At 41.9% G+C, this 20,018-nt stretch carries 17 protein-coding genes, 1 other RNA gene and 1 pseudogene; 18 read left to right on the plus strand and 1 reads right to left on the minus strand.

Features of this window, described 5'->3' with window-relative positions:
• Window positions 1-308 precede the first annotated feature (308 nt).
• Window positions 309-1,088 (minus strand): M15 family metallopeptidase, encoded by a 780-nt coding sequence (locus ADH99_RS03020; protein ID WP_065427284.1) that lies wholly within the window; start codon window positions 1,086-1,088, stop codon window positions 309-311.
• A gap of 198 nt (window positions 1,089-1,286) precedes the next feature.
• On the opposite strand from ADH99_RS03020, the gene guaB reads away from it, so the two are divergent.
• The 18 genes and pseudogenes from guaB (at window position 1,287) to ADH99_RS03105 (ending at window position 20,000) form a co-directional block, all read left to right on the plus strand.
• Complete coding sequence (guaB, locus tag ADH99_RS03025; protein ID WP_005606346.1) at window positions 1,287-2,765, plus strand: IMP dehydrogenase; 1,479 nt, start codon at window positions 1,287-1,289, stop codon at window positions 2,763-2,765.
• Window positions 2,766-3,638: 873 nt separating this feature from the next.
• Window positions 3,639-5,447, plus strand: coding sequence for a glutamine--fructose-6-phosphate transaminase (isomerizing) (gene glmS / locus ADH99_RS03030; protein ID WP_049554544.1), 1,809 nt, complete (start codon window positions 3,639-3,641; stop codon window positions 5,445-5,447).
• A gap of 835 nt (window positions 5,448-6,282) precedes the next feature.
• Window positions 6,283-6,735: a low molecular weight protein-tyrosine-phosphatase gene (locus tag ADH99_RS03035; RefSeq protein ID WP_244266358.1), complete on the plus strand. Its 453-nt coding sequence runs from the start codon at window positions 6,283-6,285 to the stop codon at window positions 6,733-6,735.
• Between the two features lies 1 nt (window position 6,736).
• Complete coding sequence (locus ADH99_RS03040) at window positions 6,737-7,858, plus strand: AI-2E family transporter (RefSeq protein ID WP_049554546.1); 1,122 nt, start codon at window positions 6,737-6,739, stop codon at window positions 7,856-7,858.
• Window positions 7,845-9,140, plus strand: coding sequence for a hypothetical protein (locus ADH99_RS03045; RefSeq protein WP_049554547.1), 1,296 nt, complete (start codon window positions 7,845-7,847; stop codon window positions 9,138-9,140). Before ADH99_RS03040 ends, ADH99_RS03045 begins: the two co-directional genes overlap by 14 nt.
• A gap of 4 nt (window positions 9,141-9,144) precedes the next feature.
• A complete protein-coding gene (gene tadA / locus ADH99_RS03050) occupies window positions 9,145-9,651 on the plus strand; it encodes a tRNA adenosine(34) deaminase TadA (protein WP_082160226.1) in 507 nt (168 codons plus the stop codon).
• A gap of 115 nt (window positions 9,652-9,766) precedes the next feature.
• Complete coding sequence (locus tag ADH99_RS03055) at window positions 9,767-10,033, plus strand: SemiSWEET family transporter (RefSeq protein WP_039848980.1); 267 nt, start codon at window positions 9,767-9,769, stop codon at window positions 10,031-10,033.
• Window positions 10,034-10,141: 108 nt separating this feature from the next.
• Window positions 10,142-10,759 carry a DNA alkylation repair protein gene (locus ADH99_RS03060; protein WP_049554549.1) on the plus strand — a complete coding sequence of 206 codons (618 nt, stop codon included), beginning with the start codon at window positions 10,142-10,144 and terminating at the stop codon, window positions 10,757-10,759.
• A 116-nt stretch (window positions 10,760-10,875) separates the two neighbouring features.
• Entirely contained in the window at window positions 10,876-11,421 is a 546-nt protein-coding gene (locus tag ADH99_RS03065) for a DUF6609 family protein (protein WP_049554550.1), read from the plus strand.
• Window positions 11,422-11,601: 180 nt separating this feature from the next.
• Window positions 11,602-11,823, plus strand: coding sequence for a hypothetical protein (locus tag ADH99_RS03070; RefSeq protein ID WP_049554551.1), 222 nt, complete (start codon window positions 11,602-11,604; stop codon window positions 11,821-11,823).
• Window positions 11,824-12,387: 564 nt separating this feature from the next.
• Window positions 12,388-12,474, plus strand: an RNA gene (gene ffs / locus ADH99_RS10165) — signal recognition particle sRNA small type.
• Window positions 12,475-12,552: 78 nt separating this feature from the next.
• Complete coding sequence (locus ADH99_RS03075) at window positions 12,553-14,697, plus strand: HelD family protein (RefSeq protein ID WP_049554552.1); 2,145 nt, start codon at window positions 12,553-12,555, stop codon at window positions 14,695-14,697.
• Window positions 14,698-14,758: 61 nt separating this feature from the next.
• Window positions 14,759-16,477 (plus strand): DNA polymerase III subunit gamma/tau, encoded by a 1,719-nt coding sequence (gene dnaX, locus ADH99_RS03080; RefSeq protein ID WP_049554553.1) that lies wholly within the window; start codon window positions 14,759-14,761, stop codon window positions 16,475-16,477.
• A gap of 29 nt (window positions 16,478-16,506) precedes the next feature.
• Window positions 16,507-16,824 (plus strand): YbaB/EbfC family nucleoid-associated protein, encoded by a 318-nt coding sequence (locus ADH99_RS03085; protein ID WP_039848979.1) that lies wholly within the window; start codon window positions 16,507-16,509, stop codon window positions 16,822-16,824.
• Window positions 16,825-16,841: 17 nt separating this feature from the next.
• Complete coding sequence (gene recR / locus ADH99_RS03090; RefSeq protein WP_005606316.1) at window positions 16,842-17,438, plus strand: recombination mediator RecR; 597 nt, start codon at window positions 16,842-16,844, stop codon at window positions 17,436-17,438.
• Window positions 17,439-17,753: 315 nt separating this feature from the next.
• A pseudogene (locus ADH99_RS10235) lies at window positions 17,754-18,202 on the plus strand (MobA/MobL family protein); the annotation flags it as partial.
• Between the two features lie 205 nt (window positions 18,203-18,407).
• Complete coding sequence (locus ADH99_RS03100; protein WP_049554555.1) at window positions 18,408-19,304, plus strand: helix-turn-helix transcriptional regulator; 897 nt, start codon at window positions 18,408-18,410, stop codon at window positions 19,302-19,304.
• Between the two features lie 153 nt (window positions 19,305-19,457).
• Window positions 19,458-20,000, plus strand: a complete 543-nt coding sequence (locus tag ADH99_RS03105; protein WP_049554556.1) for a ClbS/DfsB family four-helix bundle protein — start codon at window positions 19,458-19,460, stop codon at window positions 19,998-20,000.
• Window positions 20,001-20,018: the final 18 nt, after the last annotated feature.

The raw sequence follows: 20,018 nt of genomic DNA on the forward strand, positions 1-20,018 counted from the left end.
TTTCGGACGCTTGCGTTAATTTCGGTAAAGGGTCGAAAGCTGACCACTCACCCTCGTATCCTGGAGTTGAACTCGGGCTCGTAGCTTTCGCGTTCCTTTCCGATAATTATCCGCACGTCCTTTTCGGACGCTTGCGTTAATTTCGGTAAAGGGTCGAAAGCTGACCACTCACCCTCGTATCCTGTGTAGTTGAACTCGTCATCGCAGAAATCGCGTCCACTTCCCAACCCATACGCACATCGTTTTTTACGATGCTTGCGTTGGTTTGGTCCAGTGGTCGATTTCTAACCGCGAAGACTCACATCCTGCTATTCATATCCTCCACCTTCTACTCCGTAGTACTCTTCAAGGGAGAGGCCGGAGTTATAGATGTCTGTTGCTTTGTCGCCGACATAGCGCAAATGCCAGGCTTCGGCTTGGTATCCAGTGATGGCTTCTTTTCCAGCTTGGAATCGGATAATAAATCCATACTCATGGGCGTGGGTGTGGAGCCAGTCGATGGCGTCCTTATTTTCTTCACCGTCTAGTAAATTCCCTGTTGTATCTAAGAGATCAAAGGCTAGTCCTGTTTGATGTTCGCTGTAGCCAGGTCTTGCGGAATACGTATCCGCAGCCTCTTTGCCTTCACGAGCGACATAATTGTTATAGAGTTGTTCTTGATATTCATAAGAGCGATATCCGCTGTAAACATCACTAATCGGATATTCCAGTTCTTGCATTTTTTGAATGAGTTTCTTTACTTGTGCCCCTGCGGTAGGATCTTCTCCCGGAGCATAAGTCGAAGGAAGAGCGTGTTTCTTATTGACAACCATCTGATAGCCTAAAGAGACATCTGCCATCCCGCTTCCTTGAGAGGACTGTTGTTTTTCTGTCGCTATGTCCTTAGTAGAGGATTCTTCAGAGGAAGCCTCTGTGCTAGAAGAAGTCGTTTTTGCAGTTGTCGTTGTGTCAGTAGTTGTGGTTTTTGTTGTTTGTGTAGAGGTTGATGGAGAGGCCGTAGTTTCACTCGGATTGTTTTTATTTGAGCAACCAAGAAGAACTAGGCTCAGTACAACCGCCGATAACAGTTGTTTTTTCACGCGAATCATCCTTTCCTTGTTACTTATAGTGTAGCACAATCTGTGAGGGGGGAGATGGATATTTTTAAAAAATTAATGTTTCTAAAATTACGAACAATAAAATGTAAAACTTTTGTGAATGATGATAAATACTGTGAAAAAGCTTGCATTTTGCCCAAAAAATGGTATATTATTCGTTAATAAATTTAATCACTGGAGGTTTGTACGATGTCAAAATGGGAAACAAAATTTCAAAAAGAAGGGTACACATTTGACGATGTTTTATTAATTCCAGCAGAGAGTCATGTATTGCCGAATGACGTTGATTTGCGTGTGCAATTAGCGAAAAATATTCGTTTAAATATCCCTTTAATCAGTGCCAGCATGGATACGGTCACAGATGCGACGATGGCGATTGCGATTGCGCGCCAAGGAGGTCTTGGGGTCATCCATAAAAATATGTCGATTGCCGAGCAGGCGGAAGAAGTGCACAAAGTAAAACGATCAGAGAGTGGCGTTATCATTAATCCATTTTTCTTAACTCCATCCCATAAAGTACAAGATGCGGAAGACCTCATGGCAAAATACCGTATTAGCGGTGTTCCAATCGTTGATGACTTAGAAACACGTCACCTCGTTGGGATTTTGACAAACCGTGACTTACGATTCATTTCAGATTATTCCATTTTAATTGACGAAGTAATGACAAAAGAGCACCTTGTAACGGCTCCAGTTGGAACATCCCTCAAAGATGCAGAAGCCATTCTTCAAAAACATAAAATTGAAAAATTACCTTTAGTAGATGACAAAGGATGCTTAGCGGGGTTAATCACCATCAAAGACATCGAAAAAGTCATCGAATTCCCAAACTCTGCAAAAGATGAACACGGCCGTCTATTAGTAGCGGCTGCAGTGGGTATTACTTCGGATACATTTGAACGTGCAACAGCGCTACTTGATGCCGGTGCAGATGCTATCGTCATTGATACAGCTCACGGACACAGTGCCGGAGTGATTCGTAAAATCAAAGAAATCCGTGAAACTTTCCCAGAAGCTACATTGATTGCTGGGAATGTGGCAACTGCCGAAGGAACTCGCGCCTTATTTGAAACGGGTGTTGATGTGGTTAAAGTCGGAATTGGACCGGGTTCAATCTGTACAACTCGTGTCGTTGCTGGTGTCGGTGTTCCGCAAATCACAGCAATTTATGATGCCGCAACAGTGGCTAAAGAATTTGGAAAAGCGATTATCGCAGACGGTGGAATCAAGTACTCAGGGGATATCGCTAAAGCCATCGCAGCGGGTGGACATGCGGTGATGTTAGGAAGTATGCTTGCCGGAACCGATGAATCTCCAGGGGAATTTGAAATCTTCCAAGGACGTCGCTTCAAGACATACCGCGGAATGGGAAGTCTAGCAGCGATGGAAAATGGTTCAGGGGACCGTTACTTCCAAGCGAAAAACGAAGCCAACAAACGCGTGCCGGAAGGAATCGAAGGACGCGTTGCTTACAAAGGATCTGCGGCGGATATTATCTTCCAAATGGTCGGCGGACTTCGCTCTGGTATGGGGTATGTGGGGGCGCGTAATTTAGAAGAGCTTCGCGAGAATACGCAGTTTGTGCGTATGAGTGGTGCGGGGCTAAGAGAAAGCCATCCGCATGATGTTCAAATTACTAAAGAAGCACCAAACTATTCAATTTCATAGGGAAACAAAAACCTATTAACCGAAGGTTTTTGGATATCTTCATAATAGCGATAATAGCTGTACCGGACTGAGCCTAAGGTCTCAGTTCCTCTCGACTCTCAAACTGCCTCTAGGGAATAAAATCCCCAGAGGCAGTAATTCGTTTCGAGTACACTCGCTATTATTGCTATTATAGAATCCAAACCTTGGTTAATAGCTATTTTTTTAAATAGTTCATCAGAGAATGAGACAGAACATCATGTGTGCTTTTCACCACATACGACAAACTGGTATTCTCTTTGAGAGTCAGGGAGGCGAAAGGATATTATGTGTGCCTTTTACCATTAACGACAAAGGGATATTCTTTTTGAAGGAGAGAGGGATAGGACAGGGTGTGTGCGTTTCACGGCTAATAAGGTGGTGTGTGCTTCTGAACTAAAAATACAAAAGTTTCGGAATGGAGATGGAGCTTTAATAGGAAAGAGTTAAGAAATGTTGATGAAGTGGTACTTAGAGGACTAGTGCCAAGAAATGCGACAAGGGTGCGGTTTTAGTGGGTTTTCTGTTGAAGTTTGGTCTTTAAAATATTAGAAAAAAGGAAAATTAGTTGTTTTTTTAGTGGGTCATCGGTTATGATGAACTTGTTTCTGAAAATTTATGAAAAGCTTTGGAAGGAAGCGACAAGGATAGCGCCAGGCCTGTTTTAAAAAACGGGTGACGAGGAATGAGTTTATCGAAATACTCGGCGGATGACTCAAGGCAGTGCAGTCTACAGCTACATACAAACCGTTTTGTAAAGAAATGACAAAATTGATAGCATGCACCAGAAACATAATCAAAAATTACAGAAGTAGGAGGCGCCGAGAGGGACCTCTTATTAAAGGAGTTAAAATTATGTGCGGAATCGTAGGATGTATTGGACACGACAGAATTCAAACTGTAGTGTTAAACGGATTAGAAAAGCTTGAGTATCGTGGATATGACTCAGCAGGATTATTTATTATGGATGAAGATGGATCAACACAATTAGTAAAACGTGTCGGTCGTATTCAAAATCTTCGTGATGCAGTGGATGAAGCTATTCCAGCATTTGCAGGGATTGGGCATACTCGTTGGGCAACACACGGACCAGCGACAGAAAACAACGCTCACCCTCACCAATCACAATCAGGTCGTTTCACATTAGTGCACAACGGCGTAATCGAAAACTATGACGAATTGAAAAAAGAATTCTTAAGCGATGTTGACTTCAAATCTCAAACAGATACAGAAGTTGCTGTAAACTTAGTAGAATACTTTGCGAAAAAAGAAAACTTATCAGGAAAAGAAGCTTTCCGTCGCGCGTTGAAAGAAATCCGCGGATCATTCGCTTTCGGTTTATTAGACAGCGAAAAACCAGGCGTTCTTTACGCAGCGAAACATAAGAGCCCATTATTAGTAGGGGTTGGCGAAGGTTTCAACGTAATCTGTTCAGATGCAATGGCAACAATCGCTGAAACAGACCGTTACATCGAAATCAAAGACGAAGAGTTAATCACTTTAACAGCTGACTCTGTAGAAATCGAAACAATCGACGGCGAACCAGTAGAACGTGCACCATACGTTGCAGAATTAGATGCAGACGATTTAGAAAAAGGGGCTTACGCTCACTACATGTTAAAAGAAATGGATGAGCAACCAGCCGTATTACGTAAAATCATTCAAAACTACCAAGACGAAAATGGTCAATTACAAGTCGATAAAGAAATCCAAGATAGCATTTTAGCAAGCGACCGCATTTACGTGATTGCCTGCGGAACAAGCTACCATGCAGGATGGGTTGGTAAAGCATTATTAGAACAACTTGCTGGTATTCCAGTAGAAGTTCACTTAGCAAGTGAGTTTGCTTACCACCAACCATTATTATCACAAAAACCATTCTTCATTTTCTTATCACAAAGTGGGGAAACAGCGGACAGCCGTCAAGCGTTAGTAAAAGTAAACGAGCAAAACTTCCCATCATTAACAATCACAAACGTGAAAGGTTCAACTCTTTCTCGTGAAGCAAGCTATACTTTACTATTACACGCAGGCCCTGAAATTGCCGTAGCTTCAACAAAAGCTTACACTGCACAAATCGCAGTAATGGCCGTTTTAGCAGACGCATTACGCGCTTCTAAAGGTTTAGAAGCTCCATTCGACATGAAACACGACTTAGGTGTCGTTGCGGCTTCAATCGAGAGCGTATTATCAGACAAACAAGCCGTTCAAGACTTAGTTCAAGAGCGCTTATTAGAAACTCGCAATGCTTTCTACATCGGTCGTCACTTAGACTACTATGTAGCAATGGAAGCAGCGTTGAAATTAAAAGAAATCTCATACGTGCAAACTGAAAGCTTTGCCGCAGGAGAATTAAAACACGGAACAATCGCCCTTATCGAAGAAGGCACTCCAGTAATCGCATTATTAAGCGAACCAGTTGTAGCGAGCCACACTCGCGGAAATATCCAAGAAGTGAAAGCTCGTGGCGCTGTCGTAACAACAATCGCGATGGAAGGCGTTGAACAAGAAGGCGACGATATCATCGTTCCAGCGGTGCCAATCCTACTTGCACCAATCGTATCTGTAGTGGTAACGCAATTAATCGCGTACTACACTTCTCTAGGTAAAGGCTTAGACGTGGACAAACCGCGTAACTTGGCCAAATCGGTTACAGTAGAATAGAAAAAATGGTGGACGGCTGTCCACCATTTTTTTTTTTCGAAGGACGCAAAATCCATTTGAAATAGGAGAGGAGAATTAGACCGGAGGTCTAAAAAATAAACTTCATACCGCTTCGGATATCTTCATAGCTGCGATAATAGCTGTACCGGGGCGAGCCTAGGGTCTCGCTCCCTATCGAGCTTCAAACTGACTCTAGGAAATGAATTTACAGAGTCAGTAATTCACATCGATTACAATCGCTATTATTGCCGCTATAGAATCCGAAGGGTATTCCGTTTATTTTTTATCCCAACGTTTGTGCCTTATTTCAAATGGATTTTGCTTCATTCGAAAGAAAGAGAGAGAAGAAAAACTAAGTTAGGTGCAGAAAATATAGTCGCTGCAGGGGTGCGGTGATGAAGGGGCGTGACATGCGTTCAAATGTTTCTCGCACTGTAACAGATGAGGGTGCCTTGCAAAAAATTGCGGATGTGCTTACTCGAACAAAATTCTGCTAGCAAAAATTGGATAAAGAGTGCAGACAAGATTAGGGAAAATCATGCGGATTTTATAATCGAAGTGATGGGGGATAGCATTCGAAGTGAATTACGGACTCTTTTAGAGTCCGTTTGAATCTCGAAAGTGCTTGAGACGTAGGCTCAAGCCGGTGCCCCATTACAGCGATTATAAAAAAATCCGCAAGGATTTGAAGGAATCTTGTCTTTGCTTTCTACAGGGGATATTTTAGAAAATTTAGTTCGTTCGAGTAAGCTATAACACCACACAGACATTTTTTTGCGAAGGCGCAAGGTTGTCTGTTATAATGAAAGGAAAGAATGGAAAGCGAGGGACGGTCATGAAGGTTGTGTTCGTCTGCCTGGGGAATATTTGTCGTTCGCCAATGGCAGAAGCTGTATTTAGAAAAATGGTTCATGAAGAAGGACTGGAAGATAAAATTACGATAGATTCCGCTGCGACAAGTACGTGGGAGCATGGGAATCCGGTGCATCACGGCACTCGGAAGAAGCTCGAGGAGCACGGCATTTCCGCAAAAGGGCTTGTGTCACGGACGTTGGATGAAACCGACCTGGACGCAGACTACATTCTTGGAATGGATGCGTCGAATGTGCGTAATATTCACGCTTTTGTCGATGGAAAATCGGATGCGACGGTGGCTCGCTTGTTAGAAGTGGCAGGAGTGCCGCGCGATATTGCCGATCCGTGGTATACAGGAGACTTTGATGCGACGTACCGTGATGTGACATTGGGATGCAATGCGCTCTTAGAACAATTAAAAAAGGAATTATAGTATGGATAAGATTAGAAAAGATTGGGCAGTGATGATTGCTCTGGCGGCTGTTTCGTTACTTGTCGTCTTGAATTTTAGCGCCATCCTCACATGGATTTCCGAATTTATTGGGATGATGTTCCCGCTTATTTTAGGGATGATTTTGGCATTTGTTTTAAACGTGCCAATGAAGCGAATTGAACAAGTGTTGGAGAAGATAAACTTCCCGCAAAAGCTGCGTAGAAGTGTCGCAATCCTGAGCATTATTGTGATTCTGCTTCTGATTATTTCGCTGTTGATTTGGATTATTGCGCCGATGATTGCTAAAACCGTGTCACAACTGGGCGATAGTGTAAATCACTTACTATTCGTGGTTGCGGATTTTGTACAACATTCAAAATTAATGCAATCCAGTGAAGTGAGTCAGATTACCGACTCACTAAGTCAAAGCAATATCGTATCGTCTGTCATTACATTCCTTGGCGGATTTACAACGAATATTTCAGGGCTCTTCTCAAATGTGTTCTCTGTAATTATGGGGATTTTCTTCATGATTAATATTCTCGCAAGTAAGGAAATGCTCGCACGTTTAACGCTTCGCATTCTTAATGTGGTCTTGCCAAAAGATAAAATCGAGCACATTACTTATGTTGGGGAAGTCATCGTGGATACGTATGACCGTTTCTTGATGAGTCAAATCATCGAGGCGGGAATCGTTGGGGTTATGATTTTTGCTGGATACTCTCTTGTAGGGTTGCCATATGCAGGACTTGTTGGGGTGCTGTCCGGAGTACTCTCATTCATTCCGTATATCGGGCCGTTTATGGCGTGCGGAATTGGAATGCTTTTCACCTTTACAGAAAGCCCAATCCAAGCACTCATTTCACTTGTCGTCTTTATGATCGTTCAAATAGTGGAAGGAAATGTCGTCTATCCGAAGGTTGTCGGCAGTTCCGTTGGTTTGCCAACGATTCTAACCCTTGCTGCTGCGTTAATCGGTGGAAATCTCTTTGGTTTAGTAGGAATGATTTTCTTCATACCAATTTTTGCCGTGATTTACCGTTTCGTGAAAGAATGGGTGGAGAAACATGAACAAGCTGCTTCAGTGGTAGCTGTAGGAGGTATAATTGATGAAGAAAATTAGTGAACTAGGGATTACAGGGAAAAAGCTCCTAATTGAAGGGATTGCATTCCTTATTGCTGGGGTGTTGCTCCTAATCTACGGACCAAGCTTCCCAGAATTGATGTTACGTCTGTTTTTAACATTCTTATGGGCTCGTGAACTATGGAATTTCTTGTTCCGTTGGTTTAGTAAGGCGGCGGCAAAAGATCCATTATGGCTGAATGTTGCTAAATTTTTCCTTTACGGATTTTTAGCAGGAAATCAATTTTTTATCTCGCTTCCGATTGCGATTGTCAGTATCTTGATGGGGCTTAACGAAGTGATGAAAGCGGCCACTAGTGGCGTAACGTACTATATTTATGTCAAAGACGGTATCCGTCCGCGACTGCGCTTGCTCATTGATACCATTTGGCTCTCAGTTGTCGGGGTAGCGACTTTACTGGCTCTTGGGGGCGACGGCAACTTACAAATGTTCTTCCTTGCGCTTTATTTCATCGGGCTTGGGACTAGTAACATTCGTGACGGATGGTTCTTCGAGGCCGAAGTTGGAAAGAAAGTCCTTCGTAGACGCTTGCGTCGAGGGATGCCGTTGGTACTGGCTGCGATTATTCCTCGTGTGACTTTGCAAAAAATCAATGATGCGTTGGAACTCGGAGAAGGCGAAACCGCTTCTGAAATTTACGACCGTGCCAAAGAAAATGCAGAACCAAACTTAGAAATGTTTATTCACGTCACAAAAGACGGATTTGGGGCAATCGGGCATGTCGACCTATGTTATAAGGGACGCATTATTTCATTCGGGAACTACGATACGAATTCCGAGCGCCTGTTTGGAGCGATGGGGGATGGGGTTCTTTTTAGTGCCGACCGTGAAAAATACATTGAATTTTGTAAACGCGAAAACCATAAGACCTTACTGGGATATGGTCTCGCCTTGTCTCCGGAACAACTCGCGGCCATCGATAAGGAAATCGCCAAACTGATGTCGCTCACAGTGCCATGGGACCCACCACAAACCGTGAAACCAGCGCATCCAGGAATCGATAAAGTCGAACCAATGTATGCGTACAAGTTAAAACAAGAAGCGGACGCGAAATTGTATAAGTTCGTCTCTTCAAAATTCAAGACGTATTTTGTGATGAGTACAAACTGCGTGTTACTAGCAGATACGATTGTCGGAAAAGCAGGAACGGATATTTTAAGCGCCCGAGGGTTTATTTCCCCAGGGACGTATCAAGACTACTTAGATAAGGAGTTTGAGAGACCGCACAGTCTAGTTGTGACTAAGCGCGTCTATCAGTAAGAATATGGAACTTCAGGAAAAAGAATTCTTTATGAGGGAAGCGTTGAAGGAAGCGCAGAAAGCTTATGACCAAGAAGAGGTGCCAATCGGGGCGGTTGTCGTCCTGAATGGTGAAATCATCGGTCGTGGCCACAACTTACGCGAGAAGGAACAAGACGCCACCCTTCACGCTGAAATCAAAGCGATTCGCCAGGCAAACCAGCACCTTGGAAGCTGGCGACTCGAAGACTGTGAACTCTTCGTCACATTGGAACCTTGTCCGATGTGCAGTGGAGCGATGATTCTCGCGCGGATGAAGAAAGTGGTATTTGGAGCCTTCGACCCAAAAGCAGGGACGGCTGGTACCTTTATGAATCTGCTCCAAGATAGCCGATTCAATCATCAAGTCGAAGTGGAGCAAGGGGTCCTTGAAGAGGAATGCCAAGAAATCTTACGTTCTTTCTTCAAAGGCCTTCGTGAACGCAATAAAAAACGAAAACAAGAAGCCAAACAAGCACAGCAATCCGAGTAGGAGCTGTGCTTGTTTTCTCTTAATGAAAACTTAAAGTTGTAATCGGTTGAATATACTTGAAAATTGTTTTCATTTTATATATTATTTTACATAATTTGTGAAAGGAGCAGATTGTATGAAATTATCAGAAAAACAAACGCAAGTATTAGGTTGGATTGCGACTTGTATGTCCGTTGCGATGTATGTTGCGTATATCCCTCAAATTATGAACAACTTAGCTGGGAATAAAGGGGACTTCATTCAACCACTCGTTGCCGCATTGAACTGCTCATTATGGGTGTACTATGGACTCTTCAAACCCAACCGTGATATTCCGTTAGCAGCTGCAAACGCACCAGGAATCTTCTTCGGTCTAGCATCTGCTTTAACTGCATTATTTTAATTTCTAAAACCAGGCACAGCTTTTCAAGTAAAGGCTGTGCTTTTTGATTGGATGGAGTATAATAAAGGCGATTCATTTCGGTAAAAGCTAAAAGAAAGGAGCATTTGTTTGAAAAAATATATCGAGCAACTTGAAAAGGATTGTTCACCAATCCAGAGCGGGTTCAAAGAGGAAGAAAGAAGAGCCCTACAAGATTATCAAAACTACAAGCAAGAAGAAGTAGAGCAATTAGCACATCTCGCCTATCAGTCTGAGGTGTATCAAGTTCGAATGTATGGAGTCTTCCTATTTGGCTATTTATCACAAAAAGAGGAAATTCTAGCCTTTATGAGAGAGGAAGTCTCCAAGGATGACAACTGGAGAGTGCAAGAAGTGTTAGCGAAGGCGTTTGACGAGTTTTGTAAAAAAGTCGGCTATGAAAAAGCACTTCCCGTCATCGATGAGTGGCTAACCCATCCACATCCAAATACAAGACGAGCGGTCACAGAAGGCTTACGGATCTGGACGAGCAGACCGTATTTTAAAGAACATCCTCATGAAGCCATCCGAAGAATTGCCGCCCTCAAAGAAGACGAAAGCGAGTATGTCCGAAAATCTGTCGGCAATGCCCTTCGAGATATTAGCAAGAAGTTCCCAGAACTCATCGAAGCAGAACTAGCAACATGGAAACTGGATGGCAAGGCAATCAAGCAAGTCTATTCACTAGCCAGCAAATTCCTTCAATAAGAAAATCTCCTCACTAGATAGGACGCTTAAAGGGGTTTGACGTTTGAATTCTCATTTTTACAGGAGTAGAATAGAGGATATCGTTAAAAGTTTCAAAGTGAACTGGAGGAATATGGATGTCATTTTTAGGTTATAACAAAGGAGAAACGTTAGAATTCAATTACAAAAAAGCGTGTGGATTATGGCTTATTGCGGTCGCATTCGTGATTGCACTCGCGACGGTTGTAGGTGGAGAACAAATCATTAATATGCAGGTCTTCAGCATCGGCTATGTGGTGAGTTTCTTTTCCATCAATCTGAATAAAAAAGTCCTTCATAAGTTTTCGGACGGGCCTTCAACGCCTTTCCAACGAAAAGTATCGTTATACTCAGTGATTCTCTTATTTATTTTGCTAGTATTCTTAGGAGGACCATTTTTTGAATCAGAAAACTGGAGACTCATCTGGTTAGGTGCGCTCCTAGCAACAGGAATCCATTTCTTCCCATACTACTTCGTCCATGGAAAATCAATGATTTTCCTAGGATTGGCATGCGTGATCAATGCAGCGGTCGGATACCTCTCTCCGCAAAGCTCTCTGGTGACCATCACCTATATCGATGCCATTATTAAATTAGCCTTTGGACTTTACCTATTCTTCTTATCCAAACCATCCAAAGCATAAACTTATTTTAGAGAACAAGCAGCAAATCAATCTGGTTTGCTGTTTTTTAAATTTCCGCTGTTCCTACGAAATCAAGCAAACCATGACTTTAGTAATGATAATTCATGACGAAAGTGCCTGTTGCACGACTCCTTAAAATGATTTAATAAAGATAACAAAAGCCGATAAGGAGAGTTCAACATGGAAAAACCGAAACAAAAAGAAAGTTCTCAATTAGCCAAACAATTATTTACGATAGCCATAGTGGTAAACGTGCTAGCCTTAATCTTTCGAATAGGGTTGAAATTATATACAGGCGAATCCTGGCTAAGTGTGTTCGATGGAAATCTATTGTGGACGCTATTACCATTGATGTTATTTTTCGATGAAAGAGAAGAAACAAAAAAAGCAAACCATCAGTAAGCACAAGCAAACATTTTTAGATAGTTTTTCCTTCTGGAGAGACTATCTTTTTTAGTGTCTCTTTTGCTGTCCCTCGTCACGGTTTTATTTTAGAAAACCAAGCAGTTTCAATTGAAAAAGAAACACCACATAGAGGTGCACGAAACTCCATCGTTTGCGGTAGGGAGTAGCCTATTTATTTCTTCACGTTGATTTCGAAGAAGCTTGCGGATTTTATAGTAGTAGTAACGTGTGACGCATTAAATGTGAATTAGCAGGAGTAGTCCGCTTGTGGACGTACTCCTGCTTTGAAGCTTTAAAGGTGAGAGACTCGAAGAGGCTCGAACCGGTGCAACGTTACCGCTACTATAAAATAATCCGCAAGCACTCGAAGAAATCAACCCCCGAAGGGTGTGCTTTTAAGAAGAGAAAACTATGTATGGAATACTCCCAGCATCTAACCGCAAAAAACGATGGGATAGTTTCATTTGCGACCTTTATTTTGTCGTTTCCAATAATTTCTTTCTCAAGCGTTATCTGCTTGCTTTTCAAAAAGAAGTTTTGTATAATAATACGTGCCGTTAGGCCATATGGCAATAGCGAACTTATGAATCGAGTCAGGTCCGGAAGGAAGCAGCTATAAGTAATGTTCGCTATGTGCTGTATGTACATAGAAGAAGATTCAGGCTGGACCAGAGGTTCAGCCTGTTTTTATGAGAAAGAATATCCAGTGGAGGGAGAGTGAGTCGCATGAAGAACCAGAATTTCCAAGAAGAAGCTAAACATCTAGAAGGTGTGAAAAAGCTAATGGAAGACAAAATTGCATTCGAAGAAAAACGTCTGCAAGAACGCGACCTGGATATCACTAGACAAGATACAATTCGGTATGGAATCCAGCAATTAGAAAGACAAAAAGAATCTCCGTACTTTGGAAGAATTGACGTTCAATTTGGAAAAGACGAAAAAGTAGAAAAAATGTATATTGGACCAGCGACCTTCTTTGATGAAGAAGATCAAGTGCAAGTGTATGACTGGAGAGCACCCATTGCAAGTTTGTTTTATGAAGGAACCTTAGGAGAGCTCCATTACGAGACTCCAAACGGGGCGCAAAAAGCACAAGCCTTCCTAAAACGCGACATCGTCATCAAAAAAGGAACCTTACAGTCTGTTTATGATATTGAAAATGAAGAATCGCTCTTAATGGAGGCCTTAAGTGCACCGACGAATAAGGATGGGCATTTAGAAGGCATCACCGCAACGATTCAAAAAGAACAAAATGAAATTATCCGTCTGAACCCGAAAGACTGGCTCATCGTGAATGGATGTGCCGGAAGTGGGAAAACGACGATCTTACTACAACGCATTGCGTATTTGATGTATCAAGCCAAAGAAAAGCGGATGAGCGATATGTTGCTCCTATCACGCAACCAACTCTTTGCAAAATACGTATCGCATGTGATCCCAAGTTTAACGGGAAGCGAATTATACCAACAAACGCTAGCGCAACATACGATTGAGTTATACCGCAAGATGTACTTGCATAAAACAACGACTTTAAGCCAAGTACCAACGCGTAAAGTGTACTTAACGGATAGTGAGTGGATTGCACTCGTTCATCGCAATCTCCAAGGGCTAACGGCGAAAGACTTACCGTATCGAGCAATCGGGATTAAAGGGCAAGCGGTCTTCACGATGAAAGACTACGAAAAACTCACTGAAAATGTGAATGTGACCTTACCATTGCATCAGCAATTAACGCAAATGCAAACCGTCTTAGAGCGTACTTTAAAACGCCGTCTCAATAAATTCTTTATGTCCGAGAAGGCTAAAGCCGTCTACGAGTCTATGAATGCGATGCAAATCGAAGTCTTGATGAAGGATGTTGAGACGAAGAGTGAGGCAGAGTATTTCCAAGTACTTGGACAAAAAGTCTTCGAAAAAGAAGTGCTTGAAGTGACGCAACAAGTAGAAATGTTCGCATTCGTGGACATCGCTTATCTAGTTCAACAATGGATGCCGCAAGCGAAAGCGCGCCGACAAGAACTAGAGAAGATGGACAATGCGCCAATTCCGTTGAAGAAAATAGAAGGATCTCGTCTCCAAGTGACGGCAGAAGGGATTCGCCTCTTGCAATATGTGTTGACAAGAGTCACTCCGGTTCGCGATTATGTGGGGTATAGCCATCTCTTTATCGACGAAGTGCAAGACGTGTCCTTATTATGGTTAGGCACCTTATCGAACTTTTATTTCCGTGCGAAATTCACGGTCGTTGGGGACACTTACCAGTCATTCTCGACGTCTTCTACGATTTTCACATTGGGAGCGCGACATCCAGAACTGGTCGAGCTCGTCTTCCCAAACCGGACCTTGACAAATCGCTCGCTTGAAATCAGCTATCGTTGTACCGCACAAATTACACGATTTGCCAATGGAATTTTGAAATGGCCACTCGATAAAAATGTATTCCCACGTACAGGAAGCGAAGTAACGCTGTATAGCGACGCAGATGGCATGCAGTTGACGCGTTTGAAAGGCTTATTGGAAGAAAGTCCGCAAGTGTATCACACAACGGCGATTTTATGTCGAACGATGGAAGAAGCCAAAGCCTTACATCAACTGCTAAACGTGGAAGACATTGCGCTTCTAGAAGATAGCAGTGAGTCTCTTGGCAGTCGCTTTGTATTAACGACGATTCAAGTGGCGAAAGGGATGGAGTTTGACGAAGTGATTATTTGGAATGCGACGGATGAAGCGTATCATACCGCGAAAGAACAAATGATGCTGTATACGACTTGTACAAGGGCAAAACACCGTCTATCCCTCATTGTTCCAAAAGGGACAGAAAGTCGCTTTATTCAGACGTCACAGGCGCCGATGAAACGCGTCGAACAGTAGAATTTTTGAAGAATCTATACTAGAATAGAACTGTAAATTTTTAAAAAGGCAGGGAAGTAATATGGCTTATCAAGCATTATATCGAAAATGGCGTCCACAAACGTTCGATGATATGGTCGGGCAGAGTGCGGTGACGCATACGTTAAAAAACGCGATTAGTAATCAAAAAACGAGTCATGCTTACTTATTTACGGGGCCTCGTGGGACAGGAAAAACGAGTGCCGCGAAGGTCTTTGCAAAGGCCATTAACTGTCCAAACCAAAAAAACGGTGAACCTTGTAACGAATGTGAAATCTGTAAAGGCATCACGAACGGAACGATTGGCGATGTGATTGAAATCGATGCGGCCAGCAATAATGGGGTTGAAGAAATCCGTGATATTCGCGACAAGGCACGTTATGCACCAACGCAAGCCGAATACAAAATTTATATTATCGACGAAGTGCATATGCTCTCAACAGGAGCGTTCAATGCACTCTTAAAAACTTTAGAAGAACCGCCTCAAAAGGTCATCTTCATTCTCGCAACGACGGAACCGCATAAGATTCCAGCGACGATTATTTCTCGGACGCAACGGTTTGACTTTAGACGCATTACGTCGCAAGAAATTATCGACCGCTTGGCGTATATTCTAGACCAAGAAGGTATAGAGTACGAAGCGGATGCCCTCAGTGTAGTGGCTAGATGTGCCAACGGGGGAATGCGGGACGCCCTTAGTCTACTCGATCAAATGATTTCGTTTGGCGACGGGAAAGTCACGTTTGAAGAAGCAATTCAAGTGTCAGGAAGCCTGACGGATGACTTGATGATTGATTTTGTAGCGGACTTACAAGCGCAAAAAGCAGAAGAAGCTTTGGAGAGCTTACAACAACTCTTTAAAATGGGAAAAGAAGCAAGCCGTTTGGTGGAAGAATGGCTGGAATTTGCTAGAGACCTCCTTGTAGCCAAACAAAGTGGCGAGGCAGTGGGTCGTAGCGAACGCTTCTTGCAGTTTAAAGACGAAGTGGATGCAAGCTTCTTATACCGCTTTGTGGAAGCTTTAAATCAAACGCAACAAGAAATGCGCTTCACGACGAAACCAACGATTTCACTCGAAGTCTTAACGATTAAAATGGCGCAACCACAAACAGCTGCTGCACCTAGAGCAATAGAAGCGCCAAGTAGCGAGGAAGTAGAGCAATTGCAACAACAACTCGCGCAGTTACGTCAACAAATGGCTGCATTGATGCAAGGAGGAAGCGTTCCTTCTTCGCAACCTGCTCCGCCAAAACCAGTTGCAAAAACACCAAAAGCAAGCTTCAAGCCGAATGTGTCGGCCGTGAACAAAATTTTGATGGAAGCTACCAAAGAAGACATCGAAAAGGTGCGCGACTTATGGGGCGACTTGCTCAGCTGCTTAACGCCGCAACAACGAGCGCTGATGAATCAAGCACAACCGGTTGCTGCAGGGCCAAATGGATTTGTGATGCAATTTATGTATGAACACATTTGCGGGCTAGCTGAGACGACTGTAGGATTCCATGAAGAAGTTCAAGGACATCTCGAACGCCTCGGAGGCTATAGCGGAACCTTTGTCGGAGTCACAAGTGAACAATGGCAACAAATTCGTTCCGATTTCGTTTTGGAACGCAAGAAGAATAAAGAAGGCGAAGCGGTCTCTCATGTGACGGAAGCACCTGTTGTGGAAGAGCCGATTTCTCAGGAAGAACAAGAATTTAAACAAAAAGTACAAGATACGATTGAGCTTTTCGGAGAAGAGTTCGTTCAAATTGAAGAATAGAAAAAATACGAATTAACGGAGGTACAACCATGCGTGGAATGGGAAATATGCAAGGCATGATGAAACAAATGCAAAAATTGCAAAAACAAATGGCACAAGCTCAAGAAGAGTTAAACCAAACAGAATACACAGGAACTTCTCAAAGTGATTTGGTCAAAGTAACGGTAAACGGAAAACGCCAAGTCTTAAACGTGGAAATCAAACCAGAAGCAGTTGATCCAGAGGATGTAGAATTATTACAAGACTTAGTGTTAATGGCGACAAACGATGCGTTAACGCAAGCGGAAAAAGCCAACGACCAAACAATGGGTCAATTCACTAAAGGATTAAACATCCCAGGATTTTAATCAATGGAGGTTGGAGCATGCATTATCCAGAACCGATTGCACGATTGATGGACAGTTTTATGAAGCTGCCGGGGATTGGTGCGAAGACGGCTGCACGACTTGCCTTCTTCTGCATGGATATGCGTGAAGAAGACGTCTTAAATTTTGCAAATTCGCTCATTAGCTGCAAGCGTGACTTACGAATGTGCTCGGTTTGTGGCAATGTGACGCAAGAGGATCCGTGTGAGATTTGTGCGGATACAACGCGTGACCGTACGAAGATTCTCGTGGTGGAAGATGCCCGAGATGTGATGAGTATGGAGCGGATGAAGGAATATAAAGGGCTCTATCATGTGCTTCACGGGGTGTTGTCTCCGATGGAAGGGACGGGGCCGGATGATATTAATATTACGTCACTGATTACGAGGTTGCAGGATCCGGAAATCCAAGAGGTTATCATCGCCACTAATGCGACAGCGGAAGGTGAAGCGACTGCCATGTACTTGTCCCGTCTCATCAAGCCAGCGGGCATTAAAGTAACGCGTCTGGCTCATGGGCTAGCGGTCGGCAGCGACATCGAATACGCAGACGAAATGACTCTCTTCCGCGCCATCGAAGGACGAAGAGAACTATAATAAAATCTATTGATTCAATGAAAATGAAGGTTAAGACGTTGTCTTAAATCGCCCTCGGGGGACATCTTCATAGTGATGATAGTAAAGGCATCGGATTGAGCCAAGGTCTCAATCCTACCAAGCCTCAAAGAGCCACAGGAGAATAAATTCTCTTGTGGCTCTATTTCGCATTGGTTGCTTTCTCTTTACTATTCTCACTATAGAGTCCCCGAGGGCTTTTTTAAGCCAACAATACTGCTTTAAATCAATAGATTTTATTTTTTCCTTCGAGGAGGCGGGAGAGTGCGTTTCGATGGGGGCATACTATCAACTGTAAAGGAATATATCCTTGATAAAAATGGCGAGAAAGTAAAACTCAAAAATGGTAATTACAAAACAAGGAAAATAGATACAGTCGATTGGAATGAGCAAGGCAAAGCAGAAGAGTGGAGAAAGTCGTGGGCAGACATTACAAACAAAGCCTATACCAAGCTAAAGAAAAACAAACAAGATACTTTCTACAATGAACATACCGCAGAGATTGTTTTATTTGAAATTGCCAAAAATATCTGAAAGAGCATTTAGGAGAAAGCAAAACCATAAATATATCCAAAAGGAAATCAGAAATAGGCACTTTGAGGAAAGAACAAGATACTCTATATTCTCAAATCACAGATATACGAAAAGAAGTGGAACAGGCCGAAAGTGTTAGAAGCTGTATAGATAAATTACTGCAAGAAAAGAGAGGATTAACAAAGGTAAAGAAGCAAGAGTTAGGGTTGTAAAACGTAGTAAAAATATAAATCTAACATTAATAATATTGAGTGAAATAAATTTAATTTTAGCGAGACGGAAGAATGGACTTTGACTATTTTTATAACAGTGAATAAGAGAGATAAGTAGCACTATCATGATTTGGAAAAACATTTCATAATATGACAATAGATGTCGAGTTATTGTGGTACAATAAATATAGGTGATGTTAAGACGATGAAAGATAATAGGCTATTTAGGATACTATATTATATTTTAGAAAAGGGAAAAGTTACGGCAAATGAACTTGCAGATAAATTTGAGGTATCAGTCAGGACGATCTATAGAGATATTGACTCTATCAGCAGTGCAGGGATTCCCATCTATGCCACACAAGGAAAGGGCGGTGGAATAGAAATTGCTGAAGATTTTGTGCTTAGTAAATCACTACTGTCTGAAAACGAGAAACAACAGATTATGTTAGCTCTTCAGGGATTGGAGAATACAACAATACAACATGAGAATGAGCTTCTAACAAAACTATCCGCACTCTTTAAAATAAAAAATACCAGTTGGATAGAAGTTGATTTTAATAATTGGCAAAACAATAAGTTGTATGAAAAAACATTTAATGATATTAAGTCCGCAATTTTAAGTAAGAACATTGTTTCATTCACATATTTTAGCAGTAATGAAAAAGAAACAAGCAGAAGAGTTAAACCTGTTAGACTGCTTTTCAAGAGTCAAGATTGGTATCTATATGCCTTGTGTTTACTTAGAAATGACTTTAGATATTTCAAATTGTCCCGGATAAAGAATTTGGAAACCCAAGCGGAAAAGTTTGAAAACAGCTTTGATGATGTGATACTCAAAAAAGAAATGCCAAATGATAATAAAGTGCGTATAAAGGTTAAATTTGATCGGAAAGTTGCTTTCAGGGTATATGATGAGTTAAATGGAGCAATCACAGAAGATGATGAGAATTTATATGCTGAAATAGAAATACCAAATGACTATAACCTATTCAACTATATTTTTTCTTTCGGAGATGGGGTAGAAGTATTAGAGCCAAAGGAGATACGAATGCAGATTAAAGAAATGATAAATAAAATGGCGGGGAAATATATAATATGACAAATGGTGTCAAGTATATTGAGGTATAATTATCTTAAATAAAGATAAGAAGGAATAAACAATGGATATGAAGTATTGTCAGTGTTGTGCTATGTCTATTGGTGAAGGGAAAGAACTTTATGGTACAAATTCAGATGGAAGGAGTAAAGTATTATGCCAAGACCAACGACAAAAAATGATTTAATGACTGCTGCTAAGGAAAACTATGAAAAGTTAAATTTACTTATTTCAAAGATGACAGAGGAAGAGTTAAACACACCGTTTGATTTTTCAAAAGATGAAAAGAAAAAAGAAGCTCATTGGAAAAGAGATAAAAACTTAAGAGATGTTTTAATCCATCTCTATGAATGGCATCAGCTTATTTTTAATTGGGTACATTCCAATCAAAAGGGAGAAGGGAAACCGTTTTTGCCTGAACCATATAACTGGAAAACATATGGAGATATGAATGTAGAATTTTGGAAGAAACATCAAAATACTTCTCTTGAAGACGCTACGGATATGTTTCATAAATCCCATGTTGATGTATTAGCATTAGCTGAAAAATTTACAAGTGAAGAATTATTTTCCAAAGGTGTCTATAAGTGGACAGGTGGGAGTACATTGGGTTCCTATTTTGTAAGTGCAACATCAAGTCATTATGATTGGGCTATGAAAAAGTTAAAAGCTCATCAGAAAAACTGTAAATCAAAATAGCCGGAATAGGATAGTAAA

Source organism: Granulicatella sp. 572.rep1_STHE (assembly GCF_001073445.1).
GTDB classification, from domain to species: Bacteria; Bacillota; Bacilli; order Lactobacillales; family Aerococcaceae; genus Granulicatella; species Granulicatella adiacens.